This window comes from Mesorhizobium sp. M2A.F.Ca.ET.037.01.1.1 (assembly GCF_003998075.1).
Taxonomy (GTDB): Bacteria; Pseudomonadota; Alphaproteobacteria; order Rhizobiales; family Rhizobiaceae; genus Mesorhizobium.
In genome coordinates, this window is record NZ_RZSA01000002.1 from 1 (window position 1) to 21,205 (window position 21,205).

At 57.8% G+C, this 21,205-nt stretch carries 18 protein-coding genes and 1 pseudogene; 14 read left to right on the forward strand and 5 right to left on the reverse strand.

Annotated features, from left to right (window positions below):
* Window positions 1-166 precede the first annotated feature (166 nt).
* Window positions 167-1,342: a methionine adenosyltransferase gene (gene metK, locus EOA27_RS00195; protein WP_063169265.1), complete on the reverse strand. Its 1,176-nt coding sequence runs from the start codon at window positions 1,340-1,342 to the stop codon at window positions 167-169.
* Window positions 1,343-1,399: 57 nt separating this feature from the next.
* Window positions 1,400-2,720 (reverse strand): annotated as a pseudogene (glyA, locus tag EOA27_RS00200) (serine hydroxymethyltransferase).
* 100 nt (window positions 2,721-2,820) lie between these two features.
* On the opposite strand from glyA, the gene EOA27_RS40390 reads away from it, so the two are divergent.
* Complete coding sequence (locus EOA27_RS40390; RefSeq protein ID WP_024505365.1) at window positions 2,821-3,021, forward strand: hypothetical protein; 201 nt, start codon at window positions 2,821-2,823, stop codon at window positions 3,019-3,021.
* 1,137 nt (window positions 3,022-4,158) lie between these two features.
* Here EOA27_RS40390 and EOA27_RS00215 read toward each other — a convergent pair.
* Window positions 4,159-6,093: an HrpF/NolX family T3SS translocon protein gene (locus tag EOA27_RS00215; protein ID WP_024505366.1), complete on the reverse strand. Its 1,935-nt coding sequence runs from the start codon at window positions 6,091-6,093 to the stop codon at window positions 4,159-4,161.
* 301 nt (window positions 6,094-6,394) lie between these two features.
* Window positions 6,395-7,093, reverse strand: a complete 699-nt coding sequence (locus EOA27_RS00220) for a secretin N-terminal domain-containing protein (RefSeq protein ID WP_024505367.1) — start codon at window positions 7,091-7,093, stop codon at window positions 6,395-6,397.
* 187 nt (window positions 7,094-7,280) lie between these two features.
* Between EOA27_RS00220 and EOA27_RS00225 the strand changes: the two genes are divergently transcribed.
* The 12 genes from EOA27_RS00225 to EOA27_RS00280 all read left to right on the forward strand — a co-directional run bounded on the left by EOA27_RS00225 (window position 7,281) and on the right by EOA27_RS00280 (window position 16,832).
* A complete protein-coding gene (locus EOA27_RS00225) occupies window positions 7,281-7,790 on the forward strand; it encodes a nodulation protein NolB (RefSeq protein WP_024505368.1) in 510 nt (169 codons plus the stop codon).
* Window positions 7,791-7,799: 9 nt separating this feature from the next.
* A complete protein-coding gene (gene sctJ, locus EOA27_RS00230; protein ID WP_024505369.1) occupies window positions 7,800-8,663 on the forward strand; it encodes a type III secretion inner membrane ring lipoprotein SctJ in 864 nt (287 codons plus the stop codon).
* Window positions 8,608-9,294 carry a nodulation protein NolU gene (locus EOA27_RS00235; RefSeq protein WP_269470858.1) on the forward strand — a complete coding sequence of 229 codons (687 nt, stop codon included), beginning with the start codon at window positions 8,608-8,610 and terminating at the stop codon, window positions 9,292-9,294. Before sctJ ends, EOA27_RS00235 begins: the two co-directional genes overlap by 56 nt.
* A complete protein-coding gene (gene sctL, locus EOA27_RS00240) occupies window positions 9,291-9,914 on the forward strand; it encodes a type III secretion system stator protein SctL (RefSeq protein ID WP_024505371.1) in 624 nt (207 codons plus the stop codon). Before EOA27_RS00235 ends, sctL begins: the two co-directional genes overlap by 4 nt.
* A complete protein-coding gene (gene sctN, locus EOA27_RS00245; protein ID WP_024505372.1) occupies window positions 9,911-11,269 on the forward strand; it encodes a type III secretion system ATPase SctN in 1,359 nt (452 codons plus the stop codon). The genes sctL and sctN overlap by 4 nt, the downstream gene beginning before the upstream one ends.
* A complete protein-coding gene (locus EOA27_RS00250) occupies window positions 11,245-11,757 on the forward strand; it encodes a hypothetical protein (RefSeq protein ID WP_032899688.1) in 513 nt (170 codons plus the stop codon). Before sctN ends, EOA27_RS00250 begins: the two co-directional genes overlap by 25 nt.
* An 89-nt stretch (window positions 11,758-11,846) precedes the next feature.
* Entirely contained in the window at window positions 11,847-12,875 is a 1,029-nt protein-coding gene (gene sctQ, locus EOA27_RS00255; protein WP_095769044.1) for a type III secretion system cytoplasmic ring protein SctQ, read from the forward strand.
* On the forward strand, window positions 12,868-13,533 hold the full coding sequence (gene sctR, locus EOA27_RS00260; protein ID WP_029354851.1) for a type III secretion system export apparatus subunit SctR: 666 nt from the start codon (window positions 12,868-12,870) through the stop codon (window positions 13,531-13,533). Before sctQ ends, sctR begins: the two co-directional genes overlap by 8 nt.
* Before the next feature lie 2 nt (window positions 13,534-13,535).
* Entirely contained in the window at window positions 13,536-13,811 is a 276-nt protein-coding gene (locus EOA27_RS00265; protein ID WP_024505375.1) for an EscS/YscS/HrcS family type III secretion system export apparatus protein, read from the forward strand.
* Between the two features lie 8 nt (window positions 13,812-13,819).
* A complete protein-coding gene (gene sctT, locus EOA27_RS00270) occupies window positions 13,820-14,638 on the forward strand; it encodes a type III secretion system export apparatus subunit SctT (RefSeq protein WP_024505376.1) in 819 nt (272 codons plus the stop codon).
* Window positions 14,635-15,672 carry an EscU/YscU/HrcU family type III secretion system export apparatus switch protein gene (locus tag EOA27_RS00275; RefSeq protein WP_024505377.1) on the forward strand — a complete coding sequence of 346 codons (1,038 nt, stop codon included), beginning with the start codon at window positions 14,635-14,637 and terminating at the stop codon, window positions 15,670-15,672. The genes sctT and EOA27_RS00275 overlap by 4 nt, the downstream gene beginning before the upstream one ends.
* A 356-nt stretch (window positions 15,673-16,028) precedes the next feature.
* Window positions 16,029-16,832: a hypothetical protein gene (locus EOA27_RS00280; RefSeq protein ID WP_024505378.1), complete on the forward strand. Its 804-nt coding sequence runs from the start codon at window positions 16,029-16,031 to the stop codon at window positions 16,830-16,832.
* 525 nt (window positions 16,833-17,357) lie between these two features.
* Here the strand turns inward: EOA27_RS00280 and EOA27_RS00285 are convergent.
* Window positions 17,358-19,472, reverse strand: coding sequence for a hypothetical protein (locus EOA27_RS00285; RefSeq protein WP_245454733.1), 2,115 nt, complete (start codon window positions 19,470-19,472; stop codon window positions 17,358-17,360).
* Window positions 19,473-20,820: 1,348 nt separating this feature from the next.
* Here EOA27_RS00285 and EOA27_RS00290 point away from each other — a divergent pair.
* Entirely contained in the window at window positions 20,821-21,150 is a 330-nt protein-coding gene (locus EOA27_RS00290) for a hypothetical protein (protein WP_081714433.1), read from the forward strand.
* Window positions 21,151-21,205 lie beyond the last annotated feature (55 nt).

Here is a 21,205-nt window from a genome sequence, read left to right on the forward strand (position 1 = left end):
CTCGTCGCACTGGGCGATGATGTCGACAATGGCATTGCCGATGCAAAGCACGTCATAATCCGGCATCAAAATCTCCGCCAAAACCCGAGCCGGCTTCTTGCCACGCCGGCCGGGCGTGGTCTCGCGAGTTGAAATGGGTTGCCGCATGCGCTTGATCCAGCCGCCCTCACGCAGCTGCCGGTCCGGCTTCACGCAGCAAATCGTCAGCTTTGTCCGTCTTCTCCCAAGTGAACTCAGGCTCTTCACGCCCGAAGTGTCCGTATGTCGCCGTCTTGCGGTATATCGGCCGTAAGAGATCAAGCATCTTGATGATGCCTTTCGGTCGGAGATTGAAAACCTCGAGAACAAGGCGCTCGATCCTTTTTTCCTCGATCCTTGCGGTTCCGAAGGTATTGACCATGACAGAAACCGGACTGGCCACGCCGATCGCGTAGGCAAGCTGAACCTCGCAGACCTCTGCAAGGCCGCTGGCAACGATGTTCTTCGCGACATACCGGGCGGCATAGGCCGCCGAGCGGTCAACCTTGGATGGGTCCTTGCCCGAAAAGGCACCGCCGCCGTGACGCCCGGTCCCACCGTAGGAATCGACGATGATCTTCCGTCCTGTGAGGCCGCAGTCGCCGGCAGGCCCACCGACCACGAACCGCCCTGTTGGGTTGACCAGAAATCTGATCCCCGAAGTATCCAGGTGGGCCGGCAGGACCGGTTTTATGATCTCCTCAATGACGCCTTCGCGGACCGTGGCTTGTGAGACCGCTTCGTCATGCTGCGTTGACAGGACTATGGTATCCAGCGCCACCGGGCGGAGCCCTTCGTAGCGTACCGACACTTGAGATTTCACGTCCGGACGCAGCCAGCCAAGCTGTCCCGCTTTCCGGACCTCGGCCTGTCTTTTCGTCAAATGGTGAGCGAGTTGGATCGGCAGGGGCATCAATGTATCCGTCTCGTTGCATGCGAATCCAAACATGATGCCCTGATCCCCTGCCCCTTGCCCGAGATCCTGCCCTCGTCCTTCATCAACGCCCTGGCTTATGTCGGGCGACTGCTCGGTGAGGGCCAGAACGACGGCGCAACGTCGACCATCAAAGCCAATCGCATCATCGTCGTAGCCAATATCGAGTATCGTATCGCGGGCGACTTGGCTGTAATCGATGTGGGCATGGCTGGTGATCTCGCCAGCCACAACGACCATCCCCGTCTTCACCAACACTTCACAGGCGACGCGCGCCTTCGGATCGGTGCGCAGGACCGCATCGAGAATGGCATCGGAGATGTTGTCTGCCATCTTGTCGGGGTGTCCCGCGCCGACGGATTCGGAAGAGAACACGAACTGCCTGGTCATAAAAATGCCCTCGCTTCAAGTGCTGGAGTTAGTGAGGAGTTTCTGGATTGGGGTGGCTTATCGGTCGCGGATGCCGGGAACATCGAACGCAGTGCAGAAGTCGGCAACGTCTCTTCGTACGCTCGCATGAACTTCCTGGTCATCGGGCTGGCGGCAGACCGAGTCGATGAAAGCGGCGATCTGCACCATCTCCGTTTCGCGCATGCCCATGGACGTCACCGCTGGTGTCCCTAAGCGGATGCCGCTTGTCAGCGCCGGATGCCGCCGGTCGCCCGGGACCATATTGAAATTCGCAATGATGCCTGCACGCGATAAGCGCTCCGCATAGGCTTTGCCTGACAGCGGCCGGTCCCGAAGATCAAGGATCAGCATGTGATTGTCAGTGCCCCCAGTGACGAGTTCATAACCTCGCTCCAGAAGCGCCTGGGCCAGAGCCTTGGCGTTGTGGACGATCTGCTGACCGTAGACACGAAAGGACGAGTTCGCTGCTTCCTGCAAAGCGACGGCAAGCGCGGCGATAGTATTCATATGCGGTCCGCCTTGCAGAAGAGGGAACACGGCGCAGATTGTGTTTGCTCTTCGGATGATGGAGGGGCTGATAACGGTCTTCATTCCTTGATAAAATGAAGCCACCCCGGGGACCGCGGATCGACTTGTGAGAGGTGCTGGTGACCACATCGCAATGGGACACGGGGTTCGGATGCACTCCTGCGACAACCAGGCCGCAGATGTGGGCGATGTCAGCCACCAGATACGAGTTCACCTCCGAAGCAATTTCGGCCATTGCCGCGTAGTCAAAAATACGCGGATAAGCAGTTCCGCCGACCCAAATTAGCTTCGGGCGTTCCCGCTTGGCGGTCTCGCGCAAGTGGTCATAGTCAATTTGCTGTGTCTTTTCGTGCAGCCTGTACGGGACGCGCTGATAATCGCTGCCGGAAAAATTGACGGACCAACCGTGAGTCAGATGGCCGCCTTCGGGTAAAGGCAAGCCCATGACTTTGTCACGGGGGCTCAAAAGCGCGCGATAGACAGCCTGGTTGGCTGGCGAGCCTGAATAAGGCTGGACGTTGGCGTGTTCACTGCCAAATAGCGCTTTCAGGCGCTCGATCGCGAGGGTCTCAAGCTCATCGACGATCTCGTTTCCGGCGTAGTAGCGCGCACCGGGGTATCCCTCGGCATACTTGTTGGTGAAAATCGACCCGGTCGCTTCCAACACCGCCGAGGAGGCAAAGTTCTCGGAGGCGATCAGTTTGAGAGTTGTCCGCTCCTGACGCTCCTGTCTTAGAAGCAGTTCGTGAACGCGGGAGTCGACGGCGGCTAAGTGAGGCCGCCCGTAAGTGTCGGGCTGCGCGATGGCGCCGCCGGCGGAGTTATCCATGGTAGTCGCGCTCCATTTGGACTGATCTATTTCACGATCAAGCAGGCGGTCCCTTCAACCGCGCGTCTTGTATTGCTTCCAGGCGTTGTAGGTCTCTTTTATGATGGCCATCATCGTGGGGCAGGAGATCGACCACCAATTGAGCCAGCCCGCCATCCTTGCCTCCTGCTTGCATATGGTACGAAGACTGCGGACGTTGTTCGTTGCAGCAAAGAAAGTTGGCTCTGCCCAGCCGCCGAACGTGGCGTCGAACCTGCTCGCGAGGCAGACTGGTAATATCGGCCAGCTCGCCGACGGTTAGATCCGCATGCGCGCAAAGGCCCAGGATTCGAAGGCGATCAAGATGCGCTGCCGTCCTTAGGCGATTTACCAGTGTCAACATTGGTTGGCATCAACCCGGACGGGATGCAGCAAGCCGCTAGCCCTTCTATCCCCATCAATCCGCATGAGACCTCTCTCGTCATTTGCTGTAAATCCGCTGGTATGGATGCTAATGGAAGATGGATCACAGTCCTTTCTACGACTAAGACGCCAGATATTGGGGCTAATGTACCACCTGACAGGAGACTACACTCACGAACATTATGTGAATTTTTTTTAACGTTGCTGAGAATCAAGGGTGAGGTTTGGCGAATGTCTCGCCGTCGACTGTCGAATCCTGCCCGACGGGATTATGGGGTGCGTAGCCTGCTTGTCCTTTCCACATGACCAGCGACGATGGGGCGGAGGCGGCAGACATAGCTCTGGAGCATGCTGCGGTATCTTTGGCCTGAAGCCGAGGAAGGCGGACCGTGGCTTCCGCGCCGCTGCCGGGAGCCCGCGAACAGGCCAAGTTGATCAGCCGGGTGTTGCCGTCATAGAGCGTGAGACCCAAAGCTGGCCAGCCGCGCCCTGAGGCTGACGCACCGCTCAGCGTCCACCTTGCTCTCGAAGCCCATCGGCATAGCGCCGATAACGACTTGACCGCGTGCGTGTCGACGAGCGATCGGTGAGCGCAAGGATCGAGGGTGCAGTGCAGGATAATGCTGTTTTAAATCAGCGCTGTTTTCAGCCGACTGCCTTGAGCGTGGGCACAAGGATATAGGCCCAAGGCAGGAGATCATCGTCTGCTGTTCGGGAGGCCGCCCTGGGCGCGCGACAGCCGTTCCTTCGGCTGCGCCGCTCCGCCACCATCCGCGCCGTGCCTTCCGGAGACCATTCCCGCTGCCGGCCGGCGCCCGTGAAAACCTCGACCCGGCGCACCGGCTCGAGATGGCTGGGCTCAGCGTAACTCTGAAGTCGTCATATACCGAAGCCTTCACAGACTTCGGACATCCCCCTCACAGTCCGATCCAGATGGCGTCAGGAACACCGCTGCGTTGATGCGGATGAACCCCTGCTTGTGCCACAATGACCCTTATGTCAGCGCGCGAGCCAAAGCTTCCGCGCAAGGCGACGGCTAGGATAAGGCAATGCCGACGAAGGGCACATTGCTTGCCACACTCTGGAATGATGGCATGCTCGGAAGGCCTAGGCTTTGCTCAGGGCCGCCTGCAAGGCGCGCTTTGAGGTTATTCACATAGCCTTCTGCGTAGTCCTGCGCCGTCGAGACCGAAAGATCAATGCCTGCCGCCAAGGCCTCTTCCATCAGGTGCTTTACGAGCCCATTTCGAATGGCCAGCTTGACCTCGGGGCCTGCGATAAGGCCGATCGCCTGCGCGGCCATATTGAGGCCAGCTTCCTCCAGCGCTCGCTTCATATCGCCTCCGTTAATGGCCGTACGCAGGAGATTGGCTGCTTGCGACTCAGCCTCGAGAACCATCGAGGCAAGATCGGCTACTTGTCCGAGGCCCGGAATGAAGCTGAGCAGTCCCACCGCCGTTGCCGCCAAGTCGAGCACTTTCGTCTCGATTTTGAGCACGGAGTCGACGACGTGCATGACGGCCCCGCCGTTCTTTTTGGCTGACTTAATGTCAGGCTGGTCCATCAGGCCCATCTTCATGTCCGCGACGGCATTCTGCTCTTCTGCGGTTTGGGCGCCGTGGGTGATTGGCTGCTGAACGTTGCGGTTCGCAGACGACATGTTTGTGCAAAAATGGGCAAAGTCTTTTTTGCTGATATTGCCGGAATCAACCGTATGCCCGCCGCCAAAGTCGAAGAATTTATGATGGGTCTTATAGCCCGTGATCGAATTGTTCAGGAGGCCAAACAGAAGAGGATCTGAAAGGAGCTGAGAGGCTGCTTCCCGCACTTTCGGATCAAGGCTCTTGTCGTCTTTCATTTTCGCCAGTTTGTCGCGAGTCAGAACACCGCTTCCAAAGAACGTGTCCTGATGGTCCTTGATCATCTCGACCGTATTCAGCTCAGTTTGCGTGAGGCTCATCGACGATGAGGCGACTTGCAGGAAATCCTCTTTGTGCATCTTCCCTTTCGAGCCACCGCACAACTGGTTCCAAGCATCGGGGTGATCGAGGAAATATTGCGCCGCCGCAATGACCTGGGGCGGAAATTTGCCGTTTTTCGATTCGCCGCCGACCATTTTCTTGAACTCATCCAGACTCAGGTCCTTGGACAGATTTTCGGAGTACCGGTAAAACTCCCGCAAGGCATCGCTCAAGGTCATGACCGAAGGCTGCAAACCTCCGCTGCCGTCGGATGGTATGTAGTTCTGCTCGTAGCTTCGCGCTTGGGCTTCCTGAAATGCAGCAACTTGTGGGTGGTGGTTTGAAAATCCGGCCAAGTCCTTGGCGTTGATCTTGCCTCCACAGCGGCCGTCGCCCTGCGAGCCAATCGCATAAAAAAGTCCCGAATCCTGCTGCAGTCCCTGGATCGCCGCTTTCAGATCCGGTGGCGTAGAGGGATCATTGGCTTTGTCGGTCAACGACTTCCAAGTAAGCGGGCATTGGTCCTTGTGACGGTTGAGTACCGCAACAATCTGCAACTCAGCCGTGGTCAGCGACCCACCGTTCCACGTGATTCCGGGGCTCGGCCTGGGAGCCGGCTCGATCTTCGGAGTGACGCCGAGCAGATGTTGGGCTTCAGTCGCCTTGGAGCGTTGCGATTGGTCCTCCTTGAGAGCCGCCCTCATATTTGGCGGCAGCAGATCCAGTGGGTGTTGCTCCAAGCCATTCAATGTCAAGACATCCGGTGCCAGATGGCCCAAAGGGTCCTGCCGCAATTTATCCATTGTCGAATCAAGATTCGACGCTGGCAGATCCCCTTGCGCGAAAGAGCCGGGCTTGTCTGCCAGCACACAAGTGGACAGCATCGCTTCGAAGCACGATGCACTTTGCTGATGCTGGGTCGCAAAATGGGAAACTTTCAGGCCCGGCCAACCCCTTGCGGACTGTAGCGAATTTGAGCGGTAGAAAGTTGAAAGATTACTGGCCGACATTATGCATCCTCAGACGTGACGTTGAAATCCCCACAAGAGACCCCGACAGAAGATCCCTTGCGTTTCACAAAATTCGACAATTCCAAGCGTCGGCAGGTCACGAATGCGCCTGCCCTGCCTTCAATTGCTGTGTTCCGGGCCGGCTCCAAGGTTCGGTCCAACACAATGGCCGGAGTCACCGCGAGAGCTGCCGGGACTCATCATGAGCGGATTAGCTTTCGAGAAACTGACGAGTTTGCGAAGAGTTCACAAAGGGGTAGCCGCAGTCATGTTCTTCAGAGCTGCGGGAAATCCTCAATGTTCATTTCTTGCCCAGCTCAGGCTTCCCGCCAACGCTATCCTGTTGTGGGATGTCAGAAGAATAAGAAGCATCCGGTCGTCCGTCGCGAACGACCGTAGTGGAGGAGCCGCGAAACAAGATCAGCACTGATTCCTTTGGCGTTGCCGCTATGTGAGTCTGCGCCTGCGCCTGCGCCACCAAGCCGTTAAAGGTCTGCTCCACGAGTGCGACGAAGCGCGGTGGACCGGAAACGAAGACGAGGCCATTGCCTGGCACGGGTTTGACCACATAGCGCTCGTCGGAGATATCAAGCTTGTCGAGAGCCCCCTTGAACGCATCGAAGCGAATCGACGTCATCAAAAGCATTCGAGTTTGCGATTCTTGTGCAGCAGACACATAGAGCACAAGGCCGTCATAGTACCATTGTAGACCGTAAAGGTTCGTCAAGCGGTCGAGGAACGCGCGCGGTGGCAAATCAGGCATACGTCCGCGAATTCGCCCCTTCACCGCAGGACTGATGTTGACCCTGATATTCAGGTTGTTGCCGAATTCCTGCAACGCTGCAGCGAGCTCCTGATCCAGAACCGTGTATCTATAGGGTGTCGCCGGAAGGGACAGCGGGACTGCATGCGCCGGGTGAATCCCGGTGGACAGAAAAAACCCGGCACAAAGAAGTCTCAAAACATGCAGGGTGACGGGTTGGATAAGCGTTCTCGGCATGTCGCACTGATAAACCAAACGCTGAAATCATCACAAGTGACTAAATTGCCGAAGAGATTTTAGATTGTCGAAATGACGCCGCCGTTAGTCAGCTTGTTGTCAGCTTGCCCCCCTAGGAGTGTTGCGCCGACACCGGGTGATGAATGGGCGGGGCTCGCCCGGTCAGAGAGAGCAACCGAGTCCTTACATGATGATGCCTGTCACGTCGATCTCTGCCACTCTAACGGCTGGCCTCCCCAGGGTCGGATCACCGTCGATTGTCGAGCAGGCCCAGTTTGAGCGCGCCTTAGGGCATGCAGCCGACTCGCTGAAAAACGATGCCGCCGCGGGGCCAGCGAGTGCGGCGCCAGTTGCTGCGGCGATGGATGTTCAGCGCGCGGCTGCGCCGACGAGCGGCATGGGCGATCGCGTGTTGCAGACGATTTCCTCCCTATATCCACACAACACTGTTTCCTTCCCCGCGCTCGACCATGACATAGCCCTTTCGAAGGGCGCTCTACCGGGACCGGCGCAGAAGCTTCCCGTTCCAGGTGAGGCGGGAACCGGAATCTCGGGCATTCCCCAACAAGGGCAAGACTTCGAAACGATGATGGCTGGTCTTCGGGATGTTTACAACGGCGTCACCCAGGTGGCGCTTATCTCCAAAGGCGTCAGCGGCGTCACATCATCCGTGAATAAACTTTTGAAGGAAGGCTGAACCGCGCGCATGATTGGCTTGGCCGAGGGCGAAATCATGCGTGGCCTGTCAGGGTGGCGGTCGGTTAGACTTGTCATGCTGCCAGTTCTCGTCGCCCTCACTGCTTGCAAAGCCGACCTCTACACGCAATTGCAAGAGCGTGAGGCAAATGAAATGCTCGCACTTCTTGAAGACAACGGGGTCGCCGCGATCCGGGTGGTCGCCAAGGATGGAACCAGCACGATCCAGGTTGACGAAAAGCTGCTCGCCTTCTCAATCAACCTTCTGAACGCCAAGGGGCTGCCGCGCCAATCCTTCAAGAACCTCGGTGAGATATTCCAAGGATCAGGCCTGATTGCCTCGCCGACCGAAGAGCGTGCCCGTTACGTGTATGCCCTGAGCGAAGAGTTGTCGCGGACGATCAGCGATATCGATGGCGTTTTTTCTGTACGTGTTCACGTCGTGCTGCCGCATAACGACCTTGTGCGAGCCGGTGCCACGCCATCCTCGGCCTCGGTGTTTATCAGGCACGACGCAAAAACAAATGTCGCGGCTCTGCTGCCAAAGATAAAGATGCTTGTAGCCGACAGCATCGAAGGCCTGTCCTACGATAAGGTGGAAGTGGTTTTGGTGCCGGTAGAACGGTCCGCACACGAGCAACGGCCCGATCCGACTGCTGTTTTGCCACAAGCATCACTACCTCTTCCTGCGCCACTTCTGGCGACCGTAACAGGTTTTGCCGCAGCCGTATTCGCCGTGGCCTGTTATCTCTTGATCGGCGTTGTTACGCGTCGGCGCAAGCAATCAACCGGCGTTTCCAAGGTCGAGGGGCGCCGGGATGCTTCTGCTGTCGAGGCCATTCGCAAAAGAATGCCTGCAATTGGACGTGGGTGACATCTCATTGCCAATGCCTATACAGACCGCCCGACCTGATGGTCCGCACTTTCCGGGCGCGAGCGAGCTTGCGGCTTCGGCCCATCCAACCCGTCTTGCGGCGCGTCTTGATCCAGCGTTATCGGCCGAAACGTTAGTGAAGTTGCAGAAGTGTTCCAGACTGCATCCAAGGCTGGCAGAATTGCTGGGCAACGATGACGTGGATCTGAACCACATCGGCTGCAGGCCGGACCTTCTACGCGGGCATGATCCATATCGAGCGGCCCTTCTTGCTGGTAGTATCTGGCATGCCCGTTCGCTGGTCGCGTTTGTCTCTCAGCCTGAGCTTGCCATCCTTGTTAAACGCATCGGCGTGGATGCACACGCATTCGGAATCCGACACCTGCTGCATGCTGTTGACAAAAGACTGATCTCGGACCCAGAAAAACTCGCTCAGCAAATCGAATACGATGGACACGCATGTCTTGGAGCTTGGCTCCAGGACAGTTCAGCGACCGAGCGTAACCGCGTGCTTCTTCGATTGCCCGAGGGGACTGCCGCGGAGACTCCAGCACATGAGCATTGGACCGCCGCCGGCCAATTGCTTTCACTTGTAGTAGCTCATTTTGAGACAGAGACCCCGGTGAAATGACAGTCGAACTTTCCGAGGGGCCAATAGCGCCGCAGATGCGTCCAGTCGGACCACTGATACCCGCGAGCGAGCTCGAAACCTGGCACAGCGCCGCGCAAGCCCTTGCCGCGGCAGAACGGCATCGGCAGCGCGTTCGAAACTGGGCACGCGCGGTTTACCAGCGGGCGTGGGCGCGCGGCCACATGGAGGGCTCGAATGCAGGCACCGAGGAGATGGCAGGGTTGATTGCGGAGACAATCTCCGAAATCGCGCGACGAAAGGCGGCTCTGGAGCAGGAATTGCCGCAGCTCGTGATGGAAATATTGAGCGATCTTATCGGCGCTTTCGATCCGGGCGAGCTATTGGTGAGGGCTGTTCGTCACGCCATAGAGTGTCAATACAGCGGCGCCGACGTTTGCCTTCATGTTTCTCCCATGCAAGTCGACATGCTTGCACGAGAGTTTGCTCGATGCGACGGCCAGGATGGTCGACCAAGGGTGCGGATCGAGCCCGACCCGACATTGTCGCCGCAACGCTGCGTGCTGTGGAGCGAGTACGGCAATGTTGACCTTGGACTTGACGCCCAGATGCGCGCGCTGCGCCTTGGTTTCGGGACGCTCTGTGAGAAAGGCGAGCTATGAGAAAGCCCGTCCCAGAACATAACGCTGACGCCGACACTCGAGCTCTCGTTCCAGCAATCTCGTCTTTGAGGGCTGCGGCCAAGCGAATTGACACGCGTGCGGTGCGCGGTCGGATCACGCGGGCTATCGGCACACTGGTTCATGCCGTCTTGCCAGACACTCGTATTGGGGAACTTTGCCTCCTAGAGGACCCGCGAACCGGGCTGTCGCTCGAGGCCGAGGTGATCGGCCTGTCGGGTGATGGTGTATTGCTGACACCGATCGGGGACTTGGTGGGCCTATCCAGCCGCGCAGAGGTCGTGGCCACTGGCCGAATGCGTGAGGTGCCCGTCGGCGGCGATTTGCTCGGTCGCGTGATCGACAGTCGTTGCCGCCCATTGGACGGCAAAGGCGAAATCAAGACCGTCGAAACTCGGCCCCTGCATGGCAGAGCCCCCAATCCGATGACGAGGCGCATGATTGAGCGGCCATTCCCGCTTGGGGTCCGTGTCCTCGATGGTCTGCTGACGTGCGGCGAGGGCCAGCGGATCGGGATTTATGGCGAGCCAGGTGGTGGCAAGTCGACGCTGTTGTCACAGATCGTAAAGGGTGCCGCCGCTGACGTCGTCATAGTGGCGCTCATAGGCGAACGTGGACGGGAAGTTCGTGAATTCATCGAAAGGAATCTTGGTGAAGAGGGCCTTCTCCGTACGGTCGTCGTGGTTGAAACATCCGACCGCTCGGCGGTAGAGCGTGCGCAATGCGCTCCAATGGCGACTGCGCTCGCGGAATATTTCCGCGATCAAGGCCTACGCGTTGCTCTCATGCTGGATTCGCTGACGCGCTTCTGCCGCGCTATGCGCGAAATAGGCCTTGCTGCGGGTGAGCCGCCGACGCGACGGGGCTTTCCTCCTTCCGTTTTTGGCATGCTGCCAGGCCTGCTCGAGCGCGCCGGCATGGGTGAGCGGGGCTCAATCACGGCCTTCTATACGGTGCTTGTAGAGGGTGATGGCACGGGTGATCCAATCGCCGAGGAATCGCGTGGTATTCTCGATGGCCATGTCATCCTCTCACGCGCTATTGCGGCGCGATCGCATTTCCCCGCTATTGATGTGCTGCAGAGTCGCAGCCGCGTCATGGATGCAGTCGTTTCGGGGACACATCGCAAGGCAGCATCCATTTTCCGCGAGCTCCTGTCGCGCTATGCCGAGACCGAGTTCTTGATCAATGTTGGCGAATACAAGCCAGGTGGAGATCCCCTGACTGACCGGGCTGTCGCGTCAATCGACGAACTGAGGGAGTTTCTGCGCCAGAGCGAAGATGACGCGTCAGATTTCGAGGAGACGGTCGCATGGATGTCGCGTCTGACCGCGTAAACTGGATTCAGTCTTCGAGGTTACGGCTTCTGAAGGAAATGCAAGAGCGTCGTGCCCTTGGCGAGCTGTCCAAGAAGGAAGCCCAGCGCGATGTGGCCGCCTCAGCCGTACAAAATGCCTCTAGGGAGCTTGCAATGATACAGCAACATTGTTCAAGAAAAGAAGCAGCGCTCTATCAGCATCTGATGTCACTCGACAACTTGTCTAGCGCAGCGCTCGACCGTCACCGCCTTCACACTGAACAACTTGCCGCTGAGATCAATTCCAGACGGCAGATGCTTGATGATACCCAAATCGCTCAAGAGGAGGCTGAGATGGCGGCGTCCAGGACGAGGGAGCTATGGGTCATATGTTCGGCGGCAAGGGACAAATGGCAACAAATCGAGGACGACGTGCGGCGCGCCGTCGAGACTCATTCGGAGGCCGCAGCCGAGATCGAGGCCGACGATGAGATACTGCTGAAATATGCGAGGGGGTCGCTTGCCTAAATGCCGCGCAACCGGATCCGACGGTCGCAAGAGGTCGTCCGAATGACACGACCGTGCAGTCTTTGATAGGCGCTGCGGTCACACCCGCCATGTTCGAACCAGTTCTGAAACTGTCCCACACGGTTGTCTCGTGGCTCAATGATACAGCAGCGCCGCGCACGCCGTTTCAAAGCCGGATCAACGAGGTGCCGCTATCGGTGCGAACGGCAGGGCTTGTCTGGCAGCAGGAACCTGCTGCCATTCCGATGCTTGACTGCGTCTGGAGAGTGGGAGCCGAAACGGTCATCTTGTCACTGTCGCGCCCGCTCGTAGAGGAGTTCATCACGACAGTGCAGAACGGCTTGGCCTTCCCTTCCGAGCCAACTGCTTCGCTAATTCTCGAACTCGCTCTGGAGCCGCTTGTCACTCGACTGGAGGAGACGACGCGTCTGAACGTGCAACTCGTGCGGGTATGCGAAGCCACGATGCTGGCTCCTCATCTTGAACTCGACATCATTTTCGGCGCGGTCAAGGGCAAGGGCCGTCTATTCCTGTTCACGCCACTTGACGGCTTAGTACCGCCTGCGTTTCGCGCGCTAGGCGAACTGCTTGCCCAGTTGCCGCGGCAGCTGGGCGGGCTGCCTCCAGAGCTCCCGCTCATTGTTGCAGGAGAGGTCGGCACGCTTCGCCTTCCTGCGGCGCTTCTTCGAAGCGCATGTGTCGGTGATGCATTGTTGCCCGATATTGCGCCGTTCGGCCGCGGCCAGATCACCCTAGCTGTCGGCCAGTTGTGCGCCGAGGCGGATCTTGACGGCGATGAATTAATCTTGCGGGGGCCTTTCCGCCCGCGACCGTGTCCTTTGGAGAGTGCGCATATGACACAACCCGGATCGCAACTGGAGCTTACTAAGGATCTCGACGATGTCGAGATCGTGCTTGTCTTTGAATGCGGCCGCTGGCCTATTTCTCTTGGGGAATTAAGAAGTGCCGGCGAAGGGCATATTTTTGAACTTGGATGGCCGATCGACGGCCCGGTCGACATAGTGGCCAATGGTCAGCGTATCGGGCGTGGCGACATTGTCCGCATCGGAGAAGAGCTGGGCATCAGGCTCCGTGGCGGGTTTGCATGCAATGAGTGAAGCTCAGCCGACAATCCTGGCGCTTCTTGCGGTTACCGCCGGACTCGGTCTGCTGGTTTTAGCAGTTGCCACGACAACGGCCTTTGTAAAGGTATCAATTGTTCTTTTCCTCGTCCGCAATGCGCTCGGGACCCAGACCATACCACCCAATGTGGTGCTGTACGCCGCGGCGATGATCCTCACTATGTTCGTTAGTGCGCCCGTTGCTGAGCAGACCTATGACCGCATGTCGGATCCCAAGCTCCACTATCAGACATTCGACGACTGGGTAAGCGCCGCTAAAGCCGGAAGTGAGCCCTTGCGCGAGCATCTCAAGAAATTCACAAATGAAGAGCAGCGGCGATTTTTCCTATCTTCGACAGAAAAGGTCTGGCCAGAGGAAATGCACGCTGCAGCCACGCCTGATGACTTTGCAATACTTGTACCATCTTTCTTGCTATCAGAATTGAAGCGCGGATTTGAGATAGGATTTCTACTTTATCTGCCTTTTATTGTTATAGATCTGATAGTGACAACTATCTTGATGGCAATGGGTATGTCGATGGTCTCACCAACTGTTATATCTGTCCCGTTCAAGATCTTCTTGTTTGTTGCCATTGATGGTTGGTCAAAATTGATGCATGGGCTTGTGCTGAGTTATACGTTACCGGGAGGCTGATCATCACTGAATCCAGCATCATTACTCTTATGAGCCAATCACTGGTGGTTTTCATGATCTGGATTCTACCGCCGCTCATTGCATCAGTGGTTGTCGGCCTCGTCATCGGCATCCTCCAGGCGGCGACGCAGATCCAGGATGAAAGCTTGCCGCTCACCGTGAAGCTTCTGGTCGTTGTCGCGGTGATTGGGCTGTTTGCTCCTGTGCTAAGCGCCCCGCTCATAGAGCTAGCCGATCAGATCTTCACCGAGTTTCCCGCAATGACACTTAGCTACTAGTCCGCCCCATGGACGCGCCATCGGCCGATATTCAAATTCTGATCCAGACGGCTCTCGAACTCGTCGTTGCGGCAGGTCTTGGGGCAGCCCGCGCGATGGGCATCATGCTGATCTTTCCCGTATTCACACGCTCGCAGATCAGTGGGCTGATCCGGGGCTGTTTGGCTGTTGGCTTCGCACTACCATGCCTGGCACACGTCAGCGGCGGATTGCCGGCGCTGGATCCTGATACGCGCCTGATCCAGCTAACCCTGCTCGGATTCAAGGAAGTTTTTGTCGGTGTACTCCTTGGCACTTTTCTTGGCATTCCGCTTTGGGGCCTTCAGGCTGCCGGGGAGCTTATCGACAACCAACGCGGCATCAGCAGCCCGACCGCTTCGGCCGATCCCGCGACGAACAGTCAGGCTTCCGCGATGGGCGTTTTTCTGGGGATCACTGCGATTGCCATATTCGTCGGATCAGGAGGCCTGGAAACTTTGATCAGTGTCCTGTACCGCAGCTACTTGATCTGGCCGGTGTATCAGTTTCACCCGACACTGAGTGGGCCAGGAGCAATGGAGTTGTTGGGGCTTCTCGACAGCATAATGCGCACGGCATTATTGGTATCGGGGCCTGTCGTGTTCTTCCTGATACTGATTGATATATCGATGATGCTGCTGCGTCGCTTTGCCCCGCAATTTAAGGCGAGCCAACTGTCTCCGGCAATCAAGAACATTGTCTTTCCAGTTCTCATGGTCACCTACGCTGCCTATCTGGTGGAGAGCATGAAACTGGAGGTCACACGTGCCAACGGCGTGCTGGAGTGGTTCGACAAATTGCTGCCATGAGCGACACAAGTGAAGAGAAGACACACGCCGCCAGCCCGAAGAAGTTAAGTGAAGCGCGCAAAAAAGGACAGCTGCCACGTAGCTCCGATTTCGTCCGCGCGGTCGGGACTTGCGCTGGGCTCGGCTACCTTTGGCTAAGAGGCAGCGTGATCGAGGACAAATGCCGGGAAGCGCTCCTATTAGCCACCAAGTTGCAGAGCCTACCTTTCGATACCGCGGTGCCGCAGGCATTGGTTGTGCTCGTCCAACTCACAGTCGCGGCTGTTGGCCCGCTGCTTGGAACCCTTGTCGCCGCGGTGATTTTGGCCAGCCTGCTAGCCAATGGTGGATTTGTCTTCTCTCTGGAGCCGATGAAGCTCAGCTTTAAGAAAATTGACCCCTTTGAAGGGCTGAAGCGCTTGGGGTCTGCTCGTTCCATGGTCGAAGTCTGCAAGACCATGTTCAAGGTATTGGTTCTCAGCGCAACCTTTTCCATTGTCCTTCTCGGGATGTGGAAGACAATGGTCCCTCTGCCGATCTGCGGCATGGGCTGTGTTGGCCTCATCTTTATGGAGACAAAATTGCTGATGGGAATTGGCGCCGGCGCACTGCTGGTCGGCGGACTGATCGATCTTCTGCTCCAGCGCGCGTTGTATCTGCGCGAAATGCGCATGACCAATACCGAAGTGACGCGCGAGTCGAAGGATCAGCAAGGAGCGCCAGAGTTGAAAGGTGAACAGCGTCGCATCCGCGAGGAGGCGGCCGACGAGCCTGCGCTTGGCGTGCATCGCGCCACGCTGGTCTTAACAGGAAGGGCGGTCCTGATCGGTCTGCGTTACGTTCGCGGTGAAACCGGGGTGCCGTTCTTAGTTTGCCGTGCCGAAGGTGAGCGCGTTTCACATGTGTTGAGCGAGGCGCGGGCACTACGCCTGACGATCGTCCATGACCATGTCTTAGCGCGTCAGCTGATAGGCACTACAAAACTCGGCCACGCGGTTCCTATGCAATATTTCCAGCCTGTCGCGAAAGCATTCTTTGCCGCAGGCTTGGCCTAGTCATTGGAAGTCCACGACTGCCCAGTTCAAAACTGACCTGGCTCCATGCTAGTGGCAAATGTCGGCTGGCCATCCGTGCCCCAGTGTCTCTGTCAGGCCAACCGCGCAACCGCGGGCCTGGGGCAATCACTCCCCTCGGATCTGCCACCCAGCAACTACGGCAAGTCCTCCGGGCATGACCTTGCAGCCTCTGCTGGCCGGTGCGTGGCGCAGTCCGAGGTTTTGAGGCCGGCAGTGCGGATTTGATTGGTGCAGCCGTTGGAATGCCCTCGTCAGCTAGTCGTCAACTAAGCGCCCTATGTTGAACAGCCGTGCTAACTTGAGCTCGGTTGCGAAACATAGGAGTACGAATCGTCATGTATGGTCGAATTGGTGGCTCATCCGATAGTTACCGCGCGCATAATGCCGGCGAGCAATCGGATGCAGGAAGCGAAGGGTTCGCGGACACATTTGCCCGAATGCACTTATCCGGATCGGAAGGTAGCGGCGCCTCATCATCGGCGGCTCCCCAAGCATACTCCCTCAATTCCCGACCTCCTGTGGTGGAGATCAACAGGACTTCCTTCAGGAGACAGGTGAGGCAATTTCATGGTGATGAAATCACGCACATCGCCGACAATCCTCAAGAGTATTCGGAGTTCGTATCGTCACGAGCCAGGCGCACCGCGGACGTTGCTCAGCAATATGGCATCCGTCGAGATACGGAGCACGCGCGATATTTCAGTTACCAATTGGGAGACCGGAGTGCCGGACTGCTGAGAATGGAAGGCGGATTCAGCATGAACGAGTTCGAATCGGAAAGTTGGCGGGAACAATTTCCTGGTCGAACTGAGGTCACTTCCATAGTGGATCTTCAAGTCGCCCATCCGCTCGTCGAAAATGCGGGCGATATTCTGCTGGAGCATCAACTTCGGATAGACGGCGACCGACCGTTGCTGAATTGGCGTGCGGCTAATCCGGAAGCACAAGCGCGCGCGCAGACGATGGGGTTTGTTGAAGTGGATCATGGCGACCTGGTGCTTGACCCTACGCAGCATCCCGACAAATGGACGAAGAACAGTGCCGGTGAGTGGCAGCGTGCAGGCAAACCTCCACTCTATCTCCACAAAACCGAGGATAGCGACAGCAGCGATAGCGGGTCCGACGACGATTTCATGTGATTTGTCGACCCGCCGCCGAGCCTTGCAACTGGTGACGGTTGCAAGGCTGTTGGCAGTGAATGCTAATTGTCCGGCGACAGCCCCGCCTTAGCGCCAGCGCCGCCGAGCAATCCAGCCCATCTCCCAGACAATAAACTGCGGATGCGCATCGTGGGTGCTTGCGAGCGGATTGTATTCGGGCCGGAACTCCGCCTCTTGGAACCGAGCTCTCCCGAATCCAATTTTCTCCACCACACCGTTGGGTCGTTGCGATGCGCCGATCCCGATCGGATCGGCTATGCCTGCTCCGCGCTCGCAGGAAGACCTTCCGCCTCGATCTTGGCGGCGCGATCTCGGCGATAAGTTGGATGGGAGGCAAGATACGCCGCCACGTCAACAGCCGGTAACGCGACATCGCAAATCGGCCCTGACGGTAGCCGATCGACTCCAATCGCCGGACCGCAACTCGCGCAGCGGCATTCGCGGTTTGGCCAGGAGAAATGCTCGCTGACTCACAGCGTGGCCGGCCGCATTCTGAGTGCCCTGTCATGCAGCCTGCGCCGACGGGAGCTCGGCACGCGAATGGCGTGGTTGGCGGCCAAGCCCTGAGGTCAACAAGGACTTACAGAAAGCGGGGGTGAGTTTGCCGCGATGAATTATGACCTTCTCGCGACCGGACCTAGCATCGGCTTCCTCTCGCTCTCGATTGTAGCCGCGCTGTTCGTTGGATTTAACGTGGCAAGCGGTGAATTCGGAATCAGCCAGCCCTTCCAAGTTTCTGGCCATGACGGGGCGACTCGTGTGGATGTGCACCCACATCGGGCTCGGCATCGCACCATTGACCAGCATCTTGGGCTGCAGCTTCATCTCAAACAGCTTTCCTGGCTCGCCACGCAGCGCGACCGGTGCCTCCGGCGGCATCAATTCGTCGGCATTGCACAAATGTTCCAGGTATTTTTGCGCCGGAAATGCGTAGGTCTTCATGCAATCAGTCGTAATGCCGGCTTTTCCTTCATTCAATGCGTTGGCCTGTCCCAGCACCATGTTCAGCAACCCTTTGAGCTGGTCTGTGCGTTCGTGCACTTTGGGTAGCTGGGTGGAGGTGAGTAGCAGGCGTACATTACGCCCCTGCAACCCGGCGAGACAGGTTTGCATCTCAATGGCCTGGGCTCGCAGGTACTGGGCCACATCGTCCACGACCTTACCGGCCTCCTCAGGCTTCATCTGGCGCACTTGGGAGACGACGCTTTGCTGACCGGCCAGATCGAACTGCAAAAGTTCGTCCAATCGTTTGAGCCGCTCCGTCAATACCTCCATTGACAACGCGGCGCCCCCGATTGTCGAGCCTGCCCCCGACGAACTCGCAGCCACCTCTTGCGCTCTCACCTGTGTACTCGCAACTTGATCCGAGCGCGCGAGAACCTTGGCTGCTGGCACTGTGCCGGCGTTCGCAGCGACTGGTGTTGATGGCTGCCCGGCGGCAGAAGTCCCGGCGCGAGCTGCCGACTTATGCTTTGACTTCCCTTTCCTTCGCGCTGTAGTGCCTTCTGACACTGCAGCCGTACCAGCAGTGCCAGCCGGTATCGCAGCGCCTGCCCTGGCCGGCATCGCAGCGCCCGCCTGGGCCTGTGGCGCCATGATGGCTGACGGCGGAGACTGCAGGTTCAACAAGTGCATGGCATCGTGCGCAGTGATCCATGCATCGTCCACGATCCGTTCGAACAGTTTCAATGGGAGGCCGGCATCTGGGTAGGTATGGCTTAGCTTGGTATGCACCTCGTGCAACGCCAATCCAAAATCCGAAAGCCGCTCCATGATTTTTTCTACAACCGCGCAATCATGAGCGTTGAGTGTTTTGCCATCATCCATTATGCCCTTCGCCAAAGAGAGGGCGCGAAGAGCTTCTTGAGCGGCGCTTGCCATCAGCTGCACCACTCCATTTCGACCGACGAGGAGTTCCTTCAAATCTGGCTCGAACCTGCTCGCCCGCAGTTCAATCTTGGCCCGCGCAAGACCGATCCGCTCACGGACCAGCCAGATCCTGACACTCAGTACCGAGCCGGCACGCAGCCGCAGTGCGCACCGCTCGGCTTCCCGCATCACGGGCGTTCCACTGGATAGGCTAGCGGTGGCAGCGCAGGCGGATCGCTGCCGTTCGGAGCGCCATGCCTTTTTTTCCCACCACTTAATTGCCGCCGTATGGTGGTTCTCCACATTTAAAATCAACAGCTCCTGCCGGTCCGCCTGGGAGTAGGAGTAGAGTTTATCGACCATACCTGCCGCTTTCTTGGTCTTTTTGTCCAATTTCGTGATCGTCGACAGGCCAAGTTTGTCTACTTCATTCGCGGCGTCGCACACGATCTGGCAACATCTACGCACCTTGTCGTCTGGCATAATTGTCTGCGCCTCAGCCGCAGGCAGGCTAGCGCGGTACTCCAGAATTGCTGAGGCTGCATCGACGACCCGACTGATCAGCTCCACCGCCTCCTCGGGGACGTCGGTTTTCCTGGCCGCAGCCTCGCAATCAGTCAGTTGTTGAACAAGACTGTTCATTCTGAGCTGTGTCGGACTGATATCTTCATTTGACGATGAGCTGGTGCCTTCCACCTGCGCGGTTGATAGTTGGCTACCGACCGGCGCCATGGCTTCGCCCTCAGACATGGAGGGAGAACCGCGCCGCCTTGCGGCTGCGCCACGTGGCGCTACGGTTCCGCGTGGTGGCGCAGCGGCTCCACGTCGCGGTGTGTTCAGGATTTGATCTTCGCCAATCGAGGCGCCTGGCAGACTTTCGCGGGCATCGCCTGGACCGCGCGCAACTGGAAGGGAGGAGGGCCTCCTATCGGCGTCCCCAGAGCGCATCTGCTCCACAACGGAATCGAATGACTGTCCACCTTCTCCCGCAGCAAGACTTGATTGCGAAAGGGAACTGCTCGCCCGCCCCGCGCGGCTGGCTCCAGTTTCAGCCTGCGATTTCCGTGGTCGGCCAATGCCCTTCATATTGCGTCTCCGTAGTAGGCGAGAATGTGCTGCTATTGTGCTGGCGGCTGACGAGACCAGCGGCATCTTTCGGTTAACGTCACGGTCAGCCAGACCCGCGACGGCGTAATGTTCCCGCCAAAGTGCTTCTCAGTAGCAGGCCAAGATTGGCCCGAGCTCACAGGACTTTCGCAACGTTGCCATCGATGTCCTGAGATTATCAGCGCTTCAGTCCGCCGATTTCCAGGAACAGCGAATGAAATCAGACCAACTCGGCTAGCTCCCCTTCCTAGACACGTGCCTGACGATTTTATTGATGCGTCACTCCTCTCGTTCGCCACCGACAAAGTCACACATTTGCTTCAGAGAAGCGTGTGCGTTGCGTATCACGCGGACCATTTCGATCTATAGTTACAAAAAGTGTCGAGACGGGACCTTTGGATCCGAAGGTCAGGCACGGCCGGCCTAGATAGACCGCTTGGCTGACGATTAGCTGACGATGGGAGTTCTCACGAACAGGGCAAGAAAATCCGACCGCTTCAAGCTTTCGATATGGTGAGAAGAGGATCCGCACCGGCCTCCCAAAGCCGGCAGACCATCCCATGTTCGTACGGTCGCCGACCTTCTCGAAGCCAATGAGCTCACCGCGCCGGGCCGTGATGTGCAGGCGAGAGAATGGTGATGCAAAGACCGAGTTCCTGCTCGTTGCGTGCGCCCGTGGAGCCAGCAAGAATACGGTCATTGCGGTCATGCAGCACGTGGACCGTGTCTCCTGTTCGACACCACAGCATCGAGGATGCAAACGAGCTGCTGCGGCTGCCATTCGGTCGCGGCATGCGTGGACGGCGGGATTGGCCGAACAGCCGAGATCGTGGTCGACTGTTCGATGCGAGAGCAACATCCTGCAGAGCATACGTTTTTGCGCTGGCCGGTTTTTGTCAAAAGCCGTCAGGTTCTCGAAAGCTCCCGCCCTTAGCTTGATCGAGGCTAACCTTTAACACGTCGCCGCCAATGGCAAATGCCGGAGTACCTGATGATAGCAGCAATTGGGAGTGGAGTTGGCAACCTCGGGACTTCCTTGATCCGAAAGGGCCATGGGGATTCGAAATCCGAGCATTCTGGTGATGGCAAGCCGGCTGATGGCAATGATGGCAAGCCAGCTGGTGGGAATGATGGCAAGGCAGCTGGCGGGAACGATCGGGCGGATAACCGGACCGTTTCAAATGATCAACTTCAAGACAACTCACAGTCTGCAGCACAAAGTGAAGCCTTCCAAAGTATCCTGCGATCGTTCGCGTTCCAATTCGCGAACGATGCGATGGCTGAGGCCGATGAAGCTTTGGATGACACAGAAGATGCCTGACGCGGGAAATCCGGCGTGAGGTCATACAGGCCGTTATTGACGGCACAACTCCAAC

What these genes read in the sequence shown, in the direction of transcription:
- EOA27_RS00275 (WP_024505377.1), top strand. Translation starts at nt 14,635, where the DNA reads ATGAGCGACACAAGTGAAGAGAAGACACACGCCGCCAGCCCGAAGAAG.
- sctJ (WP_024505369.1), top strand. Translation starts at nt 7,800, where the DNA reads ATGATTGGCTTGGCCGAGGGCGAAATCATGCGTGGCCTGTCAGGGTGG.
- EOA27_RS00285 (WP_245454733.1), bottom strand. Translation starts at nt 19,472, where the DNA reads ATGTCTGAGGGCGAAGCCATGGCGCCGGTCGGTAGCCAACTATCAACC.
- EOA27_RS00250 (WP_032899688.1), top strand. Translation starts at nt 11,245, where the DNA reads ATGGATGTCGCGTCTGACCGCGTAAACTGGATTCAGTCTTCGAGGTTA.
- sctR (WP_029354851.1), top strand. Translation starts at nt 12,868, where the DNA reads ATGAGTGAAGCTCAGCCGACAATCCTGGCGCTTCTTGCGGTTACCGCC.
- EOA27_RS00235 (WP_269470858.1), top strand. Translation starts at nt 8,608, where the DNA reads ATGCTTCTGCTGTCGAGGCCATTCGCAAAAGAATGCCTGCAATTGGAC.
- EOA27_RS40390 (WP_024505365.1), top strand. Translation starts at nt 2,821, where the DNA reads ATGATGGCCATCATCGTGGGGCAGGAGATCGACCACCAATTGAGCCAG.
- sctQ (WP_095769044.1), top strand. Translation starts at nt 11,847, where the DNA reads ATGTTCGAACCAGTTCTGAAACTGTCCCACACGGTTGTCTCGTGGCTC.
- EOA27_RS00220 (WP_024505367.1), bottom strand. Translation starts at nt 7,093, where the DNA reads ATGCCGAGAACGCTTATCCAACCCGTCACCCTGCATGTTTTGAGACTT.
- sctL (WP_024505371.1), top strand. Translation starts at nt 9,291, where the DNA reads ATGACAGTCGAACTTTCCGAGGGGCCAATAGCGCCGCAGATGCGTCCA.
- EOA27_RS00280 (WP_024505378.1), top strand. Translation starts at nt 16,029, where the DNA reads ATGTATGGTCGAATTGGTGGCTCATCCGATAGTTACCGCGCGCATAAT.
- sctN (WP_024505372.1), top strand. Translation starts at nt 9,911, where the DNA reads ATGAGAAAGCCCGTCCCAGAACATAACGCTGACGCCGACACTCGAGCT.
- sctT (WP_024505376.1), top strand. Translation starts at nt 13,820, where the DNA reads ATGGACGCGCCATCGGCCGATATTCAAATTCTGATCCAGACGGCTCTC.
- EOA27_RS00290 (WP_081714433.1), top strand. Translation starts at nt 20,821, where the DNA reads ATGATAGCAGCAATTGGGAGTGGAGTTGGCAACCTCGGGACTTCCTTG.
- EOA27_RS00215 (WP_024505366.1), bottom strand. Translation starts at nt 6,093, where the DNA reads ATGTCGGCCAGTAATCTTTCAACTTTCTACCGCTCAAATTCGCTACAG.
- metK (WP_063169265.1), bottom strand. Translation starts at nt 1,342, where the DNA reads ATGACCAGGCAGTTCGTGTTCTCTTCCGAATCCGTCGGCGCGGGACAC.
- EOA27_RS00225 (WP_024505368.1), top strand. Translation starts at nt 7,281, where the DNA reads ATGATGATGCCTGTCACGTCGATCTCTGCCACTCTAACGGCTGGCCTC.